At 42.6% G+C, this 14,151-nt stretch carries 17 protein-coding genes, 1 tRNA gene and 2 pseudogenes; 11 read left to right on the plus strand and 9 right to left on the minus strand.

Annotation, left to right across the window (positions count from 1 at the left end):
* The first annotated feature begins 95 nt into the window (after window positions 1-95).
* Window positions 96-2,648, plus strand: coding sequence for an MBL fold metallo-hydrolase (locus VSQ62_RS04365; protein WP_334633445.1), 2,553 nt, complete (start codon window positions 96-98; stop codon window positions 2,646-2,648).
* A 57-nt stretch (window positions 2,649-2,705) separates the two neighbouring features.
* On the opposite strand, the gene thyX is transcribed toward VSQ62_RS04365, so the two are convergent.
* From thyX to dapB, 3 genes are read right to left on the minus strand one after another with little or no spacing between them, the layout of a single operon-like run.
* Window positions 2,706-3,365, minus strand: a complete 660-nt coding sequence (gene thyX / locus VSQ62_RS04370; RefSeq protein ID WP_334633446.1) for an FAD-dependent thymidylate synthase — start codon at window positions 3,363-3,365, stop codon at window positions 2,706-2,708.
* A gap of 24 nt (window positions 3,366-3,389) precedes the next feature.
* A complete protein-coding gene (locus VSQ62_RS04375) occupies window positions 3,390-3,704 on the minus strand; it encodes a YbjQ family protein (protein ID WP_334633447.1) in 315 nt (104 codons plus the stop codon).
* A gap of 41 nt (window positions 3,705-3,745) precedes the next feature.
* Complete coding sequence (gene dapB / locus VSQ62_RS04380; RefSeq protein WP_334633448.1) at window positions 3,746-4,543, minus strand: 4-hydroxy-tetrahydrodipicolinate reductase; 798 nt, start codon at window positions 4,541-4,543, stop codon at window positions 3,746-3,748.
* Window positions 4,544-4,637: 94 nt separating this feature from the next.
* On the opposite strand from dapB, the gene VSQ62_RS04385 reads away from it, so the two are divergent.
* Window positions 4,638-4,712: transfer RNA gene (locus VSQ62_RS04385), tRNA-Pro, on the plus strand.
* Between the two features lie 69 nt (window positions 4,713-4,781).
* Here VSQ62_RS04385 and VSQ62_RS04390 read toward each other — a convergent pair.
* Both VSQ62_RS04390 and VSQ62_RS04395 read right to left on the minus strand, forming a co-directional pair.
* A complete protein-coding gene (locus VSQ62_RS04390) occupies window positions 4,782-5,369 on the minus strand; it encodes a tyrosine-type recombinase/integrase (RefSeq protein WP_334633449.1) in 588 nt (195 codons plus the stop codon).
* Window positions 5,281-6,048, minus strand: a complete 768-nt coding sequence (locus VSQ62_RS04395; protein WP_334633450.1) for a site-specific integrase — start codon at window positions 6,046-6,048, stop codon at window positions 5,281-5,283. The genes VSQ62_RS04390 and VSQ62_RS04395 overlap by 89 nt, the downstream gene beginning before the upstream one ends.
* Window positions 6,049-6,225: 177 nt before the next feature.
* On the opposite strand from VSQ62_RS04395, the gene tnpA reads away from it, so the two are divergent.
* Window positions 6,226-6,654 carry an IS200/IS605 family transposase gene (gene tnpA, locus VSQ62_RS04400; protein WP_334633451.1) on the plus strand — a complete coding sequence of 143 codons (429 nt, stop codon included), beginning with the start codon at window positions 6,226-6,228 and terminating at the stop codon, window positions 6,652-6,654.
* A gap of 18 nt (window positions 6,655-6,672) precedes the next feature.
* Here the strand turns inward: tnpA and VSQ62_RS04405 are convergent, their stop codons facing one another.
* Window positions 6,673-7,515 carry a rolling circle replication-associated protein gene (locus VSQ62_RS04405; RefSeq protein WP_502957708.1) on the minus strand — a complete coding sequence of 281 codons (843 nt, stop codon included), beginning with the start codon at window positions 7,513-7,515 and terminating at the stop codon, window positions 6,673-6,675.
* 21 nt (window positions 7,516-7,536) lie between these two features.
* On the opposite strand from VSQ62_RS04405, the gene VSQ62_RS04410 reads away from it, so the two are divergent.
* Entirely contained in the window at window positions 7,537-7,953 is a 417-nt protein-coding gene (locus tag VSQ62_RS04410) for a helix-turn-helix domain-containing protein (RefSeq protein ID WP_334633452.1), read from the plus strand.
* Between the two features lie 184 nt (window positions 7,954-8,137).
* On the opposite strand, the gene VSQ62_RS04415 is transcribed toward VSQ62_RS04410, so the two are convergent.
* The gene (locus tag VSQ62_RS04415; protein WP_334633454.1) at window positions 8,138-8,446 is read right to left on the minus strand and encodes a hypothetical protein; all 309 of its coding nucleotides are present in this window, start codon (window positions 8,444-8,446) and stop codon (window positions 8,138-8,140) included.
* Between the two features lie 115 nt (window positions 8,447-8,561).
* Here VSQ62_RS04415 and VSQ62_RS04420 point away from each other — a divergent pair, with 115 nt between their 5' ends.
* The 5 genes from VSQ62_RS04420 (at window position 8,562) to VSQ62_RS04440 (ending at window position 11,599) form a co-directional block, all read left to right on the plus strand.
* The gene (locus tag VSQ62_RS04420; protein ID WP_334633455.1) at window positions 8,562-8,777 is read left to right on the plus strand and encodes a helix-turn-helix domain-containing protein; all 216 of its coding nucleotides are present in this window, start codon (window positions 8,562-8,564) and stop codon (window positions 8,775-8,777) included.
* A 189-nt stretch (window positions 8,778-8,966) separates the two neighbouring features.
* Window positions 8,967-9,728, plus strand: a complete 762-nt coding sequence (locus VSQ62_RS04425) for an EFR1 family ferrodoxin (protein WP_334633456.1) — start codon at window positions 8,967-8,969, stop codon at window positions 9,726-9,728.
* A gap of 76 nt (window positions 9,729-9,804) precedes the next feature.
* Window positions 9,805-10,254, plus strand: coding sequence for a HEAT-like fold family protein (locus VSQ62_RS04430; RefSeq protein WP_334633458.1), 450 nt, complete (start codon window positions 9,805-9,807; stop codon window positions 10,252-10,254).
* 86 nt (window positions 10,255-10,340) lie between these two features.
* Complete coding sequence (locus tag VSQ62_RS04435; protein WP_334633459.1) at window positions 10,341-10,754, plus strand: GNAT family N-acetyltransferase; 414 nt, start codon at window positions 10,341-10,343, stop codon at window positions 10,752-10,754.
* A gap of 422 nt (window positions 10,755-11,176) precedes the next feature.
* Complete coding sequence (locus VSQ62_RS04440) at window positions 11,177-11,599, plus strand: virulence RhuM family protein (RefSeq protein WP_502957709.1); 423 nt, start codon at window positions 11,177-11,179, stop codon at window positions 11,597-11,599.
* A gap of 316 nt (window positions 11,600-11,915) precedes the next feature.
* On the opposite strand, the gene VSQ62_RS04445 is transcribed toward VSQ62_RS04440, so the two are convergent.
* Entirely contained in the window at window positions 11,916-12,452 is a 537-nt protein-coding gene (locus tag VSQ62_RS04445) for a PadR family transcriptional regulator (protein WP_334633460.1), read from the minus strand.
* 153 nt (window positions 12,453-12,605) lie between these two features.
* On the opposite strand from VSQ62_RS04445, the pseudogene VSQ62_RS04450 reads away from it, so the two are divergent.
* A pseudogene (locus tag VSQ62_RS04450) lies at window positions 12,606-12,863 on the plus strand (relaxase/mobilization nuclease domain-containing protein); the annotation flags it as partial.
* A 77-nt stretch (window positions 12,864-12,940) separates the two neighbouring features.
* Here VSQ62_RS04450 and VSQ62_RS04455 read toward each other — a convergent pair.
* Complete coding sequence (locus VSQ62_RS04455) at window positions 12,941-13,486, minus strand: DUF4368 domain-containing protein (RefSeq protein ID WP_334633462.1); 546 nt, start codon at window positions 13,484-13,486, stop codon at window positions 12,941-12,943.
* Between VSQ62_RS04455 and VSQ62_RS04460 the strand changes: the two are divergent.
* Window positions 13,422-14,057, plus strand: a pseudogene (locus VSQ62_RS04460) (transposase); the annotation flags it as partial. The gene VSQ62_RS04455 and the pseudogene VSQ62_RS04460 sit on opposite strands and share 65 nt — an antisense overlap.
* Window positions 14,058-14,151 lie beyond the last annotated feature (94 nt).

The following is a 14,151-nucleotide window of genomic DNA, read 5'->3' on the forward strand; positions in this document are numbered from 1 at the left end:
TGCCGTAAGATGACGGGCGCTTATGGTTGACTATGCAATCCATTATAGCTATAATTAAATAACAAATTTCTAATGAAAGGCTGGAAGTCACGATTATGAATCTACATTTTCTCGGCGGCGCCATGGAGATTGGCGGAAGCTGTATCTATATCAGGATTGCAGGCAGAGGGATCTTATTGGATTCCGGGATCCGGCAGACGGCAACCAAGGATCCGATTCCGGATTTTCGGACTGTACAGGAACAGGGCGGCGTGGATGCCGTCATCATCAGCCATGCCCACATGGACCATATCGGGACACTTCCGATCATCAGCAAAGCCTATCCGAATGCGCGGATCTATATGACTGCCATGACTGCGGAGCTGACCCGGGTTCTGCTCTATGACAGCCTGAAGATCATGAAGTATAGAGAAGATGAGATTCCGCATTATTCGGAGCAGGATGTGCTTGCCATGCTGGGAAGGGTGCATCCGATCGGCTACCAGACTCCTTTTCCTATATTTGATAAGTTTACATTGACATTTTACCCGGCAGGGCATATCGCGGGAGCGGCCTGTGTCTATCTGGTGACGGAAGAAGGAAGCTTGTTCTATTCGGGAGACTTCTCGGCATTTCCCCAGCGTACGATCGAGGGGATACGGATCCCCAGGCTTCGGCCGGACGCGGCGATCGTGGAGACCACCTATGGCAATCGGCTGCACTCGAACCGAATGGTAGAAGAGCGGCGGCTGGTTGAGCTGGTTCGGGAATGTGTCGGGCAGAAGAAGAAGATACTGATCCCGGTATTTGCGTTGGGAAGGGCGCAGGAGGTTCTGCTGATCTTGCGCGCGGCGATACAGAATCAGGAGATTCCGTCTGTACCTGTCTATGTGGATGGTATGGTGCGTGACATCAATACCATATACACCCGGAATCCCATTTATCTGAAGAATGCCCTTGGCAGGCGGATCTTTAAGGGGAATGAGCCTTTTTATACCAAAGAGATCCAGCCTGTGGCGCCCACGCAGAAAAGAGAGGAGTTGTTATCGGGGCAAGAGCCGGTGATCCTGGTGTCCAGTTCCGGTATGCTTACCGGAGGGCCAAGCGCGCAGTATGCCAGGTTTTTGGCCTCCAGGGAAGATGCATGCATCATCATTACCGGGTATCAGGATGAGGAATCGCCGGGACGGCAGCTTCTGAATCTGTTGGAAGAGACGAAGGAGCGGAAGCTGACTATTGACGGATGTACGCTTCCGGTGAAGTGCCGGATCGAACAGGTAGGTTTGTCCGCCCACGGTGATAAATCAGAGATCGTGGCGCTTCTGGAACAGTTATCTTCACGGCGTGTATTTCTGGTACATGGGAACCGGGATGCTATAGACGAATTGGGCAATGAGCTGGCTGCCGAGGATTATCGGCGTCAGATCTATCTGCCGGAATGCGGGCAGGAATATGAGGTGCTGCTCCATAACAAGAGAAAGCAGTTGACATATGTACCGTCTCATACTATGCAGATGCAGAAGGAATTTACCGCGGAAGGTGCGAAGCGGCTCTGGGATTACTGGCGGGAGCATTATCAGGGCAAGATATTTCCAGTGTCTCAGATCGCGCAGATCTGGTATGGACGAGCCGTTACGGATGATCAGATACTACAGAATATGCAGGAGACGTTAATGGGCAGTCCGTATTTCACACCGAATGTGCGCCGTCTGTTCCTCTTTGAGGCAAATACACCGGAGGCAGTTGCGGAGGCGACGGCGCCCAGGGAACTGACGATACAGGAACTTGAACAGCGGGTCCAAAAGGCATTTCCGGGCTATGAATACCGGAAGCTCAGTTATTATCCGGATAAGAGAGAAGTATGGATGCAGTTCGATTATCCGGACAGCATTGACGCGGAGGGATTTCGCAAATCGGCGGATATATTCTGTACTTCATCTGACTGGAAGATACAGGTCAGCCCGTCTATGAACCATAGTGCGGCGGCGCTGCTGCTCACCGTACTTCTGGGAGATCGGATCGCCAAGACGTCTTATTATCAGGATAAGAAGTATTATTCCGTTACGCTCACCGGGAACGGCGGGGACGATATGGTATCAGAGGCGGCAGAGAAGTTCCGGGAGGCAACCGGCTGGACATTGCTGGTCAACGGTCAGACGGCGGATGCCGCGGGCCGGGGAACGGCGGATGCGGTGATGCAGAGGTCCGGGACGGCTGGACTGCCTGAGGACTTCTTCGTTCCGCGGGATATACAGACGGAGATGGCGGAACAGAATCTGGCTTTCTTCTGTATAGACCAGACATTCGAAGAACTGCCGCACAGACCGGATAAGAAGAGCCTTAAGTCAGATCAGGAAGGGAAATATCTGGAGCTTGCCTTCGTATCGCCTATGATCGGCAGGCAGTATCAGGACGAGCTGCAGGGTCTGGCTGATCAGATTGGATGGAGGATACATATTGCGGATAAGGTGAATCAGAATATGCTGTTTCAGACGGTGCAGATGCTTTGTATGAAATGCGGGATAACGCTTCTTAAGAATCCGTCTTATCTTCCAGAGAGAAAATCGGTGCAGTTGAAGACAAATGGTCTGGAGGATGAAGGACAAAGGCGGCGTGTGAAAGAAGAATTCCTGAGACAGACGGGATGCGACTGCATTTTCAGCATATAACAGATAAAACCCATCAAGGCAGGTGCAGCCGAGATGGGTTTTGCGTATTTGACAGTATCATTCAGTACAGTCCGCAGTATCAATATCCTGGAAAAATACGGGCAGCTTCTCCTTGAATACCTCCAGGATCAGCATTGCCAGCTCACGCATCTGCGGATGGGCGCCGCCGTCGATCCGCAGCCGGAAGAAATGTCTCCATTCTCTTAAGTTCATGGTCATGACCAGTTCTGTTTTCAGAGAGTTCGGCAGGACAGACCTTGCTTCCTGCGGGGAGGCTCCGGCTTCCAGCATCTGGAAATAATATCTCTCAGACGCTTCCATGGCGTCGCGCCATATCTGATACTTCCTGCTGTCGGCAAGATCGTCCAGATCATAGGAGAATCCGGTTGACAGGTCTATCACGGAGATTTGATTCTGGAATTTATCTTTGGAATAATTGCAGTACCTTGTGCTCTCCTGGCTGTAGCTTGCGACCCGGTGCCTTACGATCTCGTGCGTCACACCGCGGTCACAGATTACCTTAACGGTCACAGATTCATGTTCGATTACAGACTCGTGGCCTCTCTTGAGGATATTGGCGATAAATTTCTCGGCGGAGTCTTGTGTGATCCGGTCTTCGCTCTTGTAGCAGACCCTTCCGATCTTCTCGATTTTCTTAAGTATTGCCGGATAATCATCCATATCAATAATTTCTACTGCAGGTTTTGTCAATATCATCTTTTCTTATTATTCTCCCTTTATTTAGTCAATGAATTTTACCGCGGTTCCGTAAGCAAGAACCTCCGCGGCGCCCTGTACGATGGAGCTTGAGGCGTAGCGGATGTTGACGACTGCGTCTGCGCCCATTGCCTGAGCGTCCTCCGCCATGCGCTTGGTAGCGATTGCCCGCGCCTCGTTCATCATCTCTGTGTAGGAAGTGAGCTCGCCGCCCACCAGAGTCCTGAAGCTGTTCATAATATCCTTGCCAAAATGTACGGACTGGATCATGGTACCGCGTACCAGACCGATCATCTCGAATTTTCTTCCTGTGATGTAATCTGTGTTAACTAAAATCATGATAATTCCTCCTATCTGTAATCTTTCTTATGCTGTGCTGATTATAGATTCAGTACGTCTCTGATCGTATAGAATCCAGGTTCCTTATCTGCAAGAAATGCGGCGCAGTCACATGCGCCTCTCGCGAAGCATTCCCAATTATAAGAGTGGTGGGTGATCTCCAGCCGCTCGCCCATGCCGCCGAAGAATACGGTATGGCTGCTGGGTATATTCCCTGCCCGAAGAGAATGGTAACCGATGGTTCCGGGTTCACGGGGAGCCGCCCCCTCGCGCCCATAGACCGCGATATCACTCAATTCTTTGCCAAGGGCATGTGCCATGATCTCCCCCATCTCTTTGGATGTTCCGCTGGGCGCGTCCTTCTTCCACTGGTCATGCATCTCCAGAATCTCAATGTCGATCTCGTCCTTCAAGGTTGAGGTCACCAGTTCCAACAGCTTATTCATGACATTGACAAGCTTGGAGGTATTGGCGGCATAGAGCATGGGGATCTTCTTGGAGGCATCTTGGAATCGCTGTATCTCTTCGGGGCCAAATCCAGTGGTTCCGCATACCAGCGCCTTTTTATGTGCAATTGCCAGGTCCAAGACTTCCATCGCCATTTCCTTTGTGGAAAAATCAACGATCACATCGCAGTTGTCGATCACGCTTTTAAGATCGTCAGTTACCGGCACGCCAAGTTCTGAACCGGTCATGGCTGCTATTCCGAGATCCTGTCCGATATAACTGCGCCCTCTGGGGCCAACGCCTGCGACCAGTTCCATATCATCGCGGGAAGCGGCGGCCATAGTGATCAATCGTCCCATCTTGCCCCGCGGCCCGATTACGATTATTTTCATTTTTGAACTCCTTTCGCATATGGTATATATATTCTAACATAGAATTAAAAATAATGCTTGCATTATCTGTCAGGATTCGGTAAAATAATACTATCGGGGTATGGCTCAGTTTGGTTAGAGCGCACGGCTGGGGGCCGTGAGGTCGCAGGTTCGAATCCTGTTACCCCGACTTTACCCGCATTTTATGCGGGTTTTTGATTTTTAAAGTGTTAAAAAAGCTGGTTGGCTTTGGTTGGGATTATCCGGCAGGTGTTAATTCTTTGAATTTAACATTTCTGTTCTGGATAATCTTTTTCTTTTGGTCGAGGTTTGAGGTGTCATAAGTATAATACTTTTCATTGACTTCTGTAGTATGACCCAGCATACTTGCAACAATCGCTTTTGGTGTACCGCTGGTCTGTAAGTCAGAAGAAGCCGTTTTGCGTAGCTTGGTGATACCACCACCGCTTAAACCATATTCTCTGCATAATCTAGTCATATAGCTGGTAATATTTCCTGCATGGACATATCCACCATTTCCATCCGTGAATATCCATTCACACAAAATTCTGTATTCTGTCTGTACTTGCTTGATTCTTTCAAACAACGTTGTGATTTGTGCGTCCATCGGATATACTCGTGCTTTTTTCGTCTTAGTGCTACCAACAGAATATACTTTATGTACTCGATTGAATTTGGCAGATTTGTTGATACTGATATAGTTATCGGCAATATCCGTCCATTTAAGTGTACATAGCTCACTCACCCTCATTCCCGTATATAGCCAATTCAACAGCGTATGCCGGCATATATGTAGGAGCAGAACTATAATGGCAATGCAAGCCATTTAGAAGCGTCAGAAGTTCATTGTCGGTATAGTATGAAGCATTTGTCCGCTCTACTTCTACAGAATGTCTTGTAAAGTCTTTTGGTTCGAGAAACTCTATAGGATTATCAAGGATAATCTTTTCAACTCTTGCATAACGAATTGTGTTTTTGATGTAACCAAAAAGTTTGCTACATGACTTCTTACATAATTTTAATTCTTTTACAGTCTGTAAAAGAAACAGCCGTATGGTGTTTTCGGTCATCTGATTTATTGGCATATTTCCAAAATCTGTATCCTCAAAAAAACGCTTGCAGTCAGTATTATATTTGTAAATAGAATTGTCAGTCAATTCCAAATCTTTTAGACTCCGCCACATATAGTAGACTTCTAAGAAAGTAGGGCAAGCCTTTTTCTGTTTTTTTCGAGATTCCTCATTGGTATAATACTCTATGATTTTATTATTCAGTTTTTCCTCATTGACACTCTCAATCTGCTTTCCTTTTGGCGGTTCAACCCTCTCTTTCGGTAAATAGCTGTACCACTTACCATTTTTCCCTTGCCAGTAGTTATACATTTTTTTGTGTAAATCAAGAACTTGTTTTTTATTCATATCAACCTGTTCTTGTATATCCGTTAGCGAAAGTATACCAGCTTTTAATTCTTGATACAATGTCTTTATTGAATCGGCTCTCGACATAATGGCTTTCTCATATTGCAGGATTTCAAGGGCGTTCAGTTTAGCCAGTACAATCACGCCCCTTTTTAATTTCCAAGCGCAAGGTTAAATCCACCGCCTTTTAGGCGGTCAAGCTTTAGCGGCATTTCCTTTCAGTAGCAATTGTGATAAAATACAGCAATAGGAGGTGCTGTAGAAATGGCAGAATATAGGAGCAGTAGTCATACCGTATATGATATTAAGTATCATTTTGTGTGGATAACGAAGTATAGATATAAGATACTAAGAAAAAATGTAGCCTTTAGGCTACGGGAACTGCTGCAGCAAGGATGTGATGCACGGAACATAAAGATACTGAAAGGCAGTATAGGAGTGGATCATGTGCATATGCTGCTTTCGTGTCCAACCAATCTGGCGCCAAGTCAGATCATGCAATATCTGAAAGGAAGGTCGTCAAAGTTGTTACAGGATGAGTTCCCGGAGTTGAGAAAGAGATATTGGGGACAGCATATGTGGGGAAGAGGATATTTCTGCGGGACAGTAGGAGAAGTAGATGAAGAGACGATAAGAAACTATATCGAAAATCAGGGAAAAGAAGAAGATAATTTCAAAATCGAGGAACAATAGCTACTTAGAGTAGAGCTTTTAGGCGACTTTAGTCGCAAATGAAACAGGCTTTAGCCTGCAAGCGACTTTCAGGCGCAAAAAGTGGTCTTTAGACCACAACAACCCACCGTCTTCAGACGGTGGTAGTTGAGTTTTTAGATATGTAACACTGCTGTCTTTAAGGGGTGAGCCGTTTGTAATTATAGATTTTGCATCATACACCTGTCTGGTATATTCTTTCTGAAAGACAATATTCTCTTGTGATAAATCCTGTAGAATATCATCCGTAAGCATTAACTTTTGTTCAATCGGCATTTTAAGGTTTTGAGATTTGAAAAATGCCTTTTTCTTATGTTCCTTTAACTCTAGGTCTTTACCAAAATATTTGCTTAAATAACGTCCTCTGTTCTCCATGCTGTCTACATCAATGCGGTTTATTTTGATAAAACCATGAGTCCATAAATTCTGTAACTTCTCTTTTGCCACATATGGAAAATCAAAGAAAATAACATGGTAGTGGATTGCTCCACGCTTCTGTTTCTCCCACGTTGCAATATATTTCAATGTCTGGACTTTGGTTTGATACAGATAGTAATTTAGTCGTTGGATAAAATACTTAAATTCTTTGTTGGTTTCAGTGATGTCTTGAATATTCTCTTTAAATGTCAGCGTTAAAAATTTCGTTTTGTTATCAAAATTGCAGTCAACAATACGGGCAATCTCCCAACGGGTTTGTTCGTAGTGCTTTTGCTTGCGTTTTAAGCTGTCATATTGTTTGTGAGCCGACATTTCATCAAATACTTTACGTTTATGTGCTTGTGTATTACTTGTTTTTGAATCTGAATTTGAATGGCTGTAAATTGGAGTTTCATAGAAATACACTTCTTTCGTAGTAGGATTGCGATGAATAAAATAAAAGAATTGAGAAAAGAAAATAACATCACAGTTGCGGAATTGGCAAAAGAGTTGGGAATTTCACAAAGTATGCTGACTAACTATGAAAATGGGAATGGAACTCCAAGGGATGATTCTATATGGGATAGGTTATCACAACTGTTTGGCGTAAGCAAAAGTCATGTTATGGGATTGACTACAGATATTGATGTAGTTCATAAAAAGAAGAAATTTAAAGCGGTTGTGGATATATCTGAACCCATATCAATACAAGTGGAAAATCAAACAGACATTGACATTTTGACTAAATTGGACTTACTGGATGATGAAGATACAAACAAGGTATTAGACTTTATTAACAATCTTCTTACTACAAAGAAATATGAGGGAATTGAAGATAGTCCAATCGAATATGTGACGAAATAGCAGAAGTAATCTAAGGCGTCCACTTGCCCAGCCGACCCGCCGCCCTGTTAGGAACCGTCGCTCTGGGCATCCTTCGGAACGTTGGTTTTTGAAAGAACACGAACAAGAAAGAACTAGATGTGGGAAGTATACAGAGAATAGCAGACAGCACGATTGCAAAAGTGTTGTCTGTTATTCTTTTTTCTTAGTCATATTTAAAAACAACGGTTTTAAAGGGTTTCTCGCCATAACGAATCAGCCATGCAGAATAATAGAGATTGATTTCAAGGGTAGTAGGAGTGCCGTTAATCTTGTTGTGTTCTGTTACGATTTTACGAATAGTCTCATCAATTCCCCAATATTTGTAAACAATAACAGTTAGCTCCGTGTCTCGTGTGCCTTGATTGCTGAATGACATGCTGTTACGGACATGATAATCGGGCAGACTGATGTAATAGCAGATTCCGGCAATTAAACAGAGCAATAAAAGTGTAGTTATGACTTTTCTTTTCATGTGTATGTACCTCTCTTTCCTAAGTTCCCTACGGGGATAACTATATAGTGCCTCACTATACAGTGAATTACTGCATAAAGATTTATTAAATATACTTTGTGTAGGGGTGATGCATATGAATCATGGACATTTAGAGTTAAGGATAGAAGAATTGTTGAAAGAAAGAGGTATTAGTAAGAATACCATTTGCAAAGAGTTGGATATTCCGAGGTCAAATTTTAACAGATATTGCAGAAATGAATTTCAAAGGCTGGACGCAAATTTGATTTGTAAGTTATGTGATTATTTTGATTGTGAAGTTGGCGAATTGATTTGTTACGTAAAAGAATAACGAGCTGTTGCTGTTATTAGCATGGAATGGATAAAAGGGTATGCGGAGGTGTGAAAGTCTCTCATACATTTTTACTTGTGTATTTTATAAAATCAAATTATACTGTGAGTAGTGAAAGTCAAACAAAATTAGAATTTGTTTGTCTTAGCCAGATGGAGCGAATAGAATTTTGTAAAAGGGGTGTGGGCTATGAACATTTTAATTCTTTATTATTCTGGCGTAGGTAACACTAAAATGGTTGCTACAAAAATATTTGATTTACTGCATGGCTCACATGAAGCTACTCTGGTTTCTATTGAAAAATTGTCAACGGATATAGCTATAGATAATTATGATAGTTTGGTGATAGGTTTTCCCACCATTCACGCCGCCCCTGCACAGCCCATACTTACCTTTATCAAACAGATAAAGCGACTTGAAAAATCTATTCCGGCTTTCCTTTTTACAACCTGTGGATTATATTCAGCAAATACTTTAAGGATATTCGGAAAACAGTGTGAGAAGAAAAATATAATTACGATTTTAAGCAAGAGTTATCGCTGTGCGGCTACTGACGGCGTTTTAATTGCCCCCACCATGAATATATGGTTTTGTCATGAGAAACGATTAGACAAAAAAGTAGAGCATGATGTCAGCGCTTTTATCAGGCATTGTAATGACCCAATAATCGCCAACATTCCACGTTTTAAGATATACAGCATTTTGAACTATCCCAATAAATTTTTTGGACAACGGTTTTCTCCCCCAATTTACATTCATAAAAAGAATTGTGTTTCGTGTGGAAAATGTGTAGTAAATTGCCCGGTACAATGTATATGTAGGGACGATATTGGATACCCATTATTTAATAATGAAAAGTGCATACATTGTTATAGGTGTATTCACCATTGTCCTAAAAAGGCGTTGTCATTGTCAAAGAAATGTCCTCCGTCAAAAACACTGTACTACTAATGAGTATTTGATATAAGACAATCAGACAACTTCCAGTTTGCAAAGCCGTGAAATCAGAAGTTAAAGGGGGATTATTGTGTCAGCAAATATAGCAGAAACATTTGAATTGTTGTTCGATAAAAATAATAATGTTGCATACAAAGCATTACAAGATTTGCAAAAAGAAAGTGAAGAAACGGATTGTGTTTATCCGTATATGGATAGGTTAAGCGATATGCTTGACAATGATAATTCTTATATTCGCACAAGAGGGCTTATATTACTTGCCTATAATGCAAAATGGGATAAAGATTATAAGATTGATGAAGTCATTGATAAATATTTGAAGCACATCACAGATGTCAAACCCATTACAGCACGACAATGTATCAAGCTGTTGCCGATTATCGCAAAATGTAAGCCGGAATTAAAGAATGATATTCTTTCCGCACTTCATAAGGCGAATACATTTGTTTATGACGATAGTATGCAGTCGTTGGTTTATAAGGACATTCAAAAAGCGTTGAAGGAGATACAAAAATTATAAAAATCAACTTCCAGTTTGACAGCAAGAAAAGTTAGAAGTTGTAAATCTAGACAAATCCGATTTATTATATGAAAGGAAATTATATTATGAAAATTGATGTATGTTCAAAGAAAGAACAGGATTATATCATTGATAGACTGGTGGAATATAATCTATCTCAGGTTGAGGCTAAACAGAAAGAAAATTTCATAGATTTAAGCAAGAAAATCGGTAAGGATGATAAGATTGTTGCTGGTATTGTAGCAAGGATGTATTGTTGGAATGTGGTTTATGTTGATACATTGTGGGTCGATTCTAGTTATAGAGGGAAAAAACTTGGTAGCTTACTTTTAGAAGAAGTTGAAAATGATGCTAAATCAAAAGGTGCTAAACTTATTCATCTTGATACATTTGATTTTCAAGCCAAAGAATTTTATGAGAAGCAAGGGTATATTGTATTTGGTATATTAGAAAATTGTCCAGAAAAGCATTATAGATATTATTTGAAAAAAGTCTTATAGTTCTTAAATCAAACTTTTGGTCAATATATAAAACTCGACAACTTTCAGTTTGCCGACAAGTGCCAGTTTTTCAAAATAGAATACATAATCTTAGTTGGTGTAATGGCAAAAAATTAGCCATAGACAAACATCTATGGCTAGTAGTTTTTCACTAATCAATTGAATTTAATAAGCTTTTCTGTTAAACGGATATACAAGTTCTCCTTTCAGACCCTTGGGTCGCTTGTTTATATTTGTCATTGGTTGGCTTTTGGTTGGGGTTATAAAATACCCCTTATAAAGCCCGTAAATGCGTTGCTTGTTGCCCCGTGAGGTCGCAGGTTCGAATCCTGTTACCCCGATTTAAAAACCGACGTATATACGTCGGTTTTTCTATTCCGTGTGATATTTCGTGTTGTATTATGACGCAATCAAATATCATCATGTACACTACAGAAGATGGAGTCATAAAAATAGAAGTTACATTTGACCATGATACAGTTTGGCTTTCTATAGATCAAATGGCCGAATTATTTCAACGGGATAAAAGCGTAATTGGAAAACATGTAAGAAATATTTTTAAAGAAGGAGAATTGGAAAAAGAAGCAGTTTGGGCAAAATTTGCCTACACTGCTTCTGACGGCAAGACCTATCAGATGGATTTCTATAATTTAGATGTTATTATTTCCGTTGGTTATCGGGTAAAATCCCTGAGAGGAACACAGTTTAGAATATGGGCTGCTTCTATTTTGAAGGAATATATGAAAAAAGGGTTCGCATTAGATGATGATCGGCTTAAGAATCTCGGAGGCGGAAAGTATTTTGATGAATTGTTAGCTCGTATCCGTGATATTCGTTCTTATTGATTATGACCCAAAAGCAGAAAGTTCAATTATATTTTTTGCAGGTACAAAATAAAATGCACTGGGCGGCTCATACGGAAATATTGTAAATGTTTCGTTTTGTTTATAACTCCTTGATTTTTTATTTGTTGTAAGGATTACGAAGCCGTCCAGTATGATTCCGATTGTCAGTACGGAAACGTGATTATGCAACGGGTAGGATATAGTTGAATTATTGCAGAAAATCGTAACAGTTCAGACAGGTCTGCGCATTCACTGCGCTGAACGTGTCATAGAGTAGAGCCACTTCACAGTCTGTTATCCATTTCACAGATTTATGTTATATGTTGGCGTTGCAGCTTTCAAGTAAACGGTTTGTTCCCGTTATTTCAGCATCTACAAGGTCAATCATTCTTTTTACATTTGCAGAATGGGCGGAAGAAACTTCATTTTCCCATAACGGATTGATTTGTTTTTCAATCCCTGCACGGTACTTTTGCAGAATATTAAGCCGTTCCTGCAAAAGTTCCTGCTGTACATCAGGTGTAAATGTACTTAGAAAAAAAGCGGCAATAGAAAAGATGTTTGTATCGTAGTTGAATTGCAGGATGGATGCTTTTAAAGTGTTTATAAATTCGCTTTTCCCCTTATCAGAAAGTTTGTAAACGGTGCGGTCTGGCATATTCCCGACTTTCTCGGTAGTGCCAGATATAAATTCCTTTTTCTCAAGGGTTTTTAAGGTCGAATATACCGTTGAATCAGCGATATTAAACCACCATTTCACGTTCATGTAGTTTAAGCGTTTTATTATCTCGTATGCGTTAAGTGGTTTTTCGTATATGAAACCTAAAAGCATTGTAGCAGGTTTGGACAGCATATTTTTCCTCCTTGACATTGTGGTGTATTTGTAGTGCTTTATATATAAAGTAGTTTTTATAGACACTACTATTATAACATATCAATGTAGAAAAAGGAATACTGGAAAAGGAGGAAACCCCGATTTAACAATACACATCCCGCCACACGCATCATGCCGCTGCACACCGGCAAGGGCCGCACCGAAAGCCAAGCGGTCAGTGACATTATTGACTATGTATCCAACCCGCAAAAGACAGATAACGGCAGGCTCGTCACCGGCTTTGCGTGTGACAGCCGGGTAGCCGACGCCGAGTTTCTGCTAGCGAAACGGGAGTACATTTCCACCACTGGCCGGGTACGCGGCGCGGACGATGTACTTGCCTACCATGTCCGGCAGTCCTTTGTCCCCGGCGAGATTACCCCGGAAGAGTTTACGGTTAGAGGGAAGTAATTTCAGATTAGGCGGTATAGCCCCGATTACAAGGGCTGTACCGTCTTTTCGAGTTCCTATGCGCCTTGCCGTTTCGGTTGCGTGGCAGAAAGGAAATTGATTTCCCCTACAAAGTTGAAAACAATATCTACTTTCTGTACCCGTTTCCCGTCCACCTTTTCCGGCGCATGGACTATGATTTTCTTGATAAATTCATTGACGATTGCGGGGGTGAGTTCCTTTATCCCCACATACTTGCGGATAATCGCGGCGAAGCTGTCAAAGTCGCTCTTGTTCTGTTCGTAGGTATCGACTTCCTGCTGGTCTGCCTTGACCTTTTCTTCCAGTTCCCGCTGTTCCGCTTCATACTCTGCGGACAGCTTCAAAAATCTGTCGTGACTGATTGCGCCGCTTATGTCGTCCTCATAAATCCGCTTGAAGATACGGTCAAGTTCTACAATCCGTTTTTTGCCTGTCCGACTTCCCGTTTTCTGCGCTTCATTTCCTTTTCCGTTTCGGCAGAGCGTTGTGCGTACATCATTTCGTGGAAAGCCATGATTGAAGCTTACGTCGGAACTGAAAGTGTCCTTTCCCGCATATCGGAAGGTGTTTAGCAAGGTCACTACCCAGACTTCCTTAAAGCTTCTGGAAGCTTACCCCCTTGCCGCTGACATGCTTGCCGCTCCAAAAGACGAACTTGTGGAAACCATACGCAAAACCGCACGTTTCGGTGAAAAATATGCCGTTTCCAAATATGATGCCATATGTGCTGCCGCAAAGGATGCCGCTGTTTTCGGACGCGCGCTTCAAAGCAATGCATTCCGGATCCAGTTGTATATCAAAACCTACCGGGAATACCAGGAGCATCTGGACAGGATACTTGAGGAACTGCATAAGGCTGTTGATAAGCTGGAAGGGACACCGGTTTATGACCGCATCTTCCTTCTCCAGTCCCTGCGTGGTGTCGGTTTTCTCAGCGCAGTCGTCCTGATCGCTGAAATGGGCTCCTTTGACCTGTTTTCTTCCCCAAAGAAGCTTTATGCTTACTTCGGCCTGGATCCTGCCGTGAAGCAGTCCGGCAAGTTCAATGGTGACAAAGTCCACATGTCCAAGAGGGGATCCAGTCTTGCCAGGCGCATCCTGCATATGGTGGCCCTCAATAACCTTAAGGTGGATAAAATTTACAGCTGTCCAAAATGCGGAAAAATGCAGCGGCCAGAGAAGGCCCAGGCAAGGGGTTGAAGTCTGCCAGAGCCAGAGGGAGAACAGGGGGAAGACCGAGGGTCGA

This window comes from Sporofaciens sp. JLR.KK001, assembly GCF_036941055.1.
Lineage (GTDB): Bacteria > Bacillota > Clostridia > Lachnospirales > Lachnospiraceae > Sporofaciens.